The organism is Kribbella sp. (assembly GCF_035655035.1).
In the GTDB taxonomy this organism is placed as follows: Bacteria; Actinomycetota; Actinomycetes; order Propionibacteriales; family Kribbellaceae; genus Kribbella.
In genome coordinates this window covers 1-3,223 of the sequence record NZ_DASRVN010000613.1, presented here as the reverse complement: position 1 = coordinate 3,223, position 3,223 = coordinate 1, and the positions used below count along the sequence as shown (strand labels likewise).

The 3,223-nt window shown below is 67.9% G+C and carries 6 protein-coding genes; 3 read left to right on the top strand and 3 right to left on the bottom strand.

Annotated features, from left to right (window positions below; genetic code table 11):
• Positions 1-150, top strand: coding sequence for an FAD-linked oxidase C-terminal domain-containing protein (locus VFF46_RS32320; protein ID WP_325041031.1), 150 nt, complete (start codon positions 1-3; stop codon positions 148-150).
• 34 nt (positions 151-184) lie between these two features.
• Here the strand turns inward: VFF46_RS32320 and VFF46_RS32315 are convergent, their stop codons facing one another.
• Positions 185-373 carry a hypothetical protein gene (locus VFF46_RS32315; protein ID WP_325041030.1) on the bottom strand — a complete coding sequence of 63 codons (189 nt, stop codon included), beginning with the start codon at positions 371-373 and terminating at the stop codon, positions 185-187.
• Between the two features lie 118 nt (positions 374-491).
• Here VFF46_RS32315 and VFF46_RS32310 point away from each other — a divergent pair, with 118 nt between their 5' ends.
• A complete protein-coding gene (locus VFF46_RS32310) occupies positions 492-1,211 on the top strand; it encodes an SDR family oxidoreductase (RefSeq protein ID WP_325041029.1) in 720 nt (239 codons plus the stop codon).
• Positions 1,208-2,212, top strand: a complete 1,005-nt coding sequence (locus VFF46_RS32305; RefSeq protein ID WP_325041028.1) for an S-adenosylmethionine:tRNA ribosyltransferase-isomerase — start codon at positions 1,208-1,210, stop codon at positions 2,210-2,212. The genes VFF46_RS32310 and VFF46_RS32305 overlap by 4 nt, the downstream gene beginning before the upstream one ends.
• A gap of 2 nt (positions 2,213-2,214) precedes the next feature.
• Here the strand turns inward: VFF46_RS32305 and VFF46_RS32300 are convergent, their stop codons facing one another.
• Both VFF46_RS32300 and VFF46_RS32295 read right to left on the bottom strand, forming a co-directional pair.
• Positions 2,215-2,379 (bottom strand): hypothetical protein, encoded by a 165-nt coding sequence (locus VFF46_RS32300; protein WP_325041027.1) that lies wholly within the window; start codon positions 2,377-2,379, stop codon positions 2,215-2,217.
• 106 nt (positions 2,380-2,485) lie between these two features.
• On the bottom strand, positions 2,486-3,223 hold a 738-nt coding region (locus VFF46_RS32295), incomplete at its 5' end, for a rhomboid family intramembrane serine protease (RefSeq protein ID WP_325041026.1).

The following is a 3,223-nucleotide window of genomic DNA, read 5'->3' as shown; positions in this document are numbered from 1 at the left end:
ATCTCACACCACCACGGCATCGGCACCGACCATCAACCGGCCTACCTGGCCGAGATCGGCCCCCTCGCCACCAAAACCTTACAAGCCGTCAAACATACCCTCGACCCCGACAACATCATGAACCCCGGAATCCTCCTCCCGGAGAACTGAACCGAGACGGGAGTGGCGGCTCCCGCCCGGCCAACTACTCGCGGCCGTCCAGCGCCTTGCCGATGTCGCGCAGCTTGCCGGTCTTCGGCTTCTCGCCCTTGTTCTTCGAGTCCCCGCCGCTGCCAGGAGGGGTGAGACCGCCGAGCGCGGCGGTCAAGTTCTTCGAGTCCTGCTCGCTGTAGCCGCCGTTCGCCTGCCCGCCACTCTGCTGACCTCGTGCCATTGCTCCTCCTTCAGATCGGGAGATTCCACCGTAGGCACGACCCAGGGTCATCCGGATGGCGTTCGAGGCTGCTGGCAACGCTTGACTTCAAGTAATGTTGAGGTACGACGGTGGCGGCATGAATCCTGAACCGTCCGAACGTCCTGTCGCTCTGATCACCGGTGCCTCCGCGGGGCTTGGGCTCGCGTTGGCGCACGGGCTTGCCGCGCGGGGGTGGGTGCTGGTCATCGACGCGCGCGGGGCGGAAGCGCTGAAAGCCGCGGCCGATGCGCTCGCGGCCCGGACCGACGTCGTACCGCTGGCGGGTGACGTCACCGACCCGGAGCACCGTGCCGACCTGCTCGACGCGATCACCGAGCTCGGGCGGCTCGACCTGCTCGTGAACAACGCGAGCTACCTCGGCCCGAGCCCGCTGCAGCCGTTGGCCGCGGCGGACCTCGACGAACTCCGCCGCGTCTACGAGGTCGACGTACTCGCGCCGCTCGCCCTCACACAGCTGCTGCTTCCAGCACTCACCAAAGAGTCCGGTGTGCTGATTAACATCAGCTCCGACGCCGCCGTGGAGGCGTACGAGACCTGGGGCGGCTACGGCTCCGCCAAGGCGGCACTTGATCACGCTACGAAGGTCTTGGCCGCGGAGCATCCAGCACTGGCGGTGTACGCCGTTGACCCGGGTGATCTGCGTACGGCGATGCACCAGGCCGCGTTCCCCGGCGAGGACATCTCGGACCGGCCGGAGCCCGCAACCGTCGTACCGGCGTTCCTGCAGCTGCTCGACAAGCGCCCTGCCAGTGGCAGGTACCGAGCGGCCGACTTCGCGCCGGCGGTGACGTCGTGAAGGTGCACCCACACACCAGATTCGAGCTGCCGGACGCCTTGAACGCCGGCGAACCTCCCGAGGCGCGTGGTCTGCCGCGGGACCACGTGAAGCTGCTGGTCGCGGAGGGGTCGACCGTCACGCACACGCGCTTCGACCGGCTCGGAGACCACCTGTGGCCCGGCGACCTGTTGCTGGTGAACACCTCCGGCACGCTGGCGGCCGCGGTCGACGGTACGACGTACACCGTGCACTTCTCCGCACCGCTCGACGACGGCACCTGGGTCGTCGAACTACGCAACGGCGGCGCCCCGATGTTCGACGGTACGCAGGGACAACAGGTGGAACTGCCCGAAGGCGTGCTGACCCTGCTGGCGCCGTACCAGGCCTCGCCGAACCGCCTGTGGATCGCGAGGCCGCCGACGACCGACGTACTCGGATACCTGCAACGGCACGGTCGGCCGATCACCTACAACTACGTGGGCAAGCGCTGGCCGCTGGCGTCGTACCAGACCGTCTTCGCGCGTGAGCCCGGAAGTGCGGAGATGCCCAGTGCGGCAAGGCCGTTCAGCTTCGAGTTGGTGAGCCACCTCGCGTCGCAGGGCGTCCTGATCGCTCCGATCCTGCTGCACTGCGGCGTGTCCTCATTGGAGAGCCATGAGCCACCGCAGCCCGAGCGGTACGACATACCGACGCACACCGCACGCCTGGTCAACTGGGTGAAGGCGAACGGCGGACGGGTGATCGCGGTCGGAACCACCGCGGTACGCGCGATCGAATCCGCTGCTGTCGGCGGGACGGTCGCTGCGTCCCGGGGCTGGACCGACCTCGTCCTCGGCCCGGACCACCGGCCGCAGATCGTCGACGGCCTGATCACCGGCTGGCACGCCCCGGAGGCGTCCCACCTGCTGCTTCTCGAATCCGTTGCAGGTCGCGACCAGGTCCAGCGCGCGTACGACGCCGCCGTACAGAACCAGTACCTCTGGCACGAATTCGGCGACAGCTGCCTGCTACTGCGCTGAGATCAGGAGGCGGCCTTGGTCGGCTGCTTGGGCTGCGAGATGCGATTCGTGGCGTGATCGGCGGACTGGAGCACGGTGACCGCGCTCGGGGTCTCCGGCGCCGCGGGCCGTAGCACCTGATGTTCGTTGCCGGGGCGGGCGCGTTTGTCCACTGCGCGTGGGCTCATGTGGATGTCCTTACCAAGCTGGTCCCCCGTCGGGACGTCACCTGATTAGACGAGCAGTCCCACCGACTTGTCACCCGATTTGATCCAACTGAGCAGATTTTGTGGCCTATGCCGCTTGATTGTTGCGGTGCTTGTGCTTCGACAGTTGGAGGAAGATCCAGGCGGTCGCGGCGCCGACGACGAAGCCGCCGAGGTGGCCTTCCCAGGAGACGTTCGGGATCGCGAACGACAGGAACGCGGTGACCGCGACGTACATGATGATCCAGGTGATGTCCAAGCCGCGGGCGCGGTGGATCACCAGCAGGGCGCCGACCAGGCCGAGGACCGCGCCGGACGCGCCCAGGGTCGCGCCACCGGGGGCGGACAGCAGCCAGACCGCGACGCTGCCGCCGAGCGCGGACAGCAGGTACAGGATCGTGAACCGGAGCCGGCCGAGCATCCCTTCGAGCATCGGACCCAGCTGCCAGAGCATGAACAGGTTCGAGAAGATGTGGAAGATCTGGACGTGCGTGAAGGCCGACGTGAGCAGCCGCCACGGCTCGCTCTCGGCCAGCACCGGGACCATCACCAGGTCGCTGAGGATCTGCGGGCTGCCGAACCGGACGGCGAGGAAGACCAGGACGTTCAGCGCCAGCATCGTGAACGTGACGACCTGCTGGCTGCCGCCGCGCTGGATGCCGCCCAGCGACGTCCGGGTACGGGGTACGGAGCGGACGCCCTGGTTGAAACAGCTCGGGCACTGGAAGCCGACGGCGGCGCTGTTCATGCACGCCGGGCAGATCGGCCGGTCGCAGCGCTGGCAGCGCACCCCGGCGGGCCGATCCGGGTGCCGGTAGCAGACGGT

Coding starts and splice junctions, on each gene's coding strand:
- VFF46_RS32310 (WP_325041029.1), top strand. CDS start 492: ATGAATCCTGAACCGTCCGAACGTCCTGTCGCTCTGATCACCGGTGCC.
- VFF46_RS32300 (WP_325041027.1), bottom strand. CDS start 2,379: ATGAGCCCACGCGCAGTGGACAAACGCGCCCGCCCCGGCAACGAACAT.
- VFF46_RS32315 (WP_325041030.1), bottom strand. CDS start 373: ATGGCACGAGGTCAGCAGAGTGGCGGGCAGGCGAACGGCGGCTACAGC.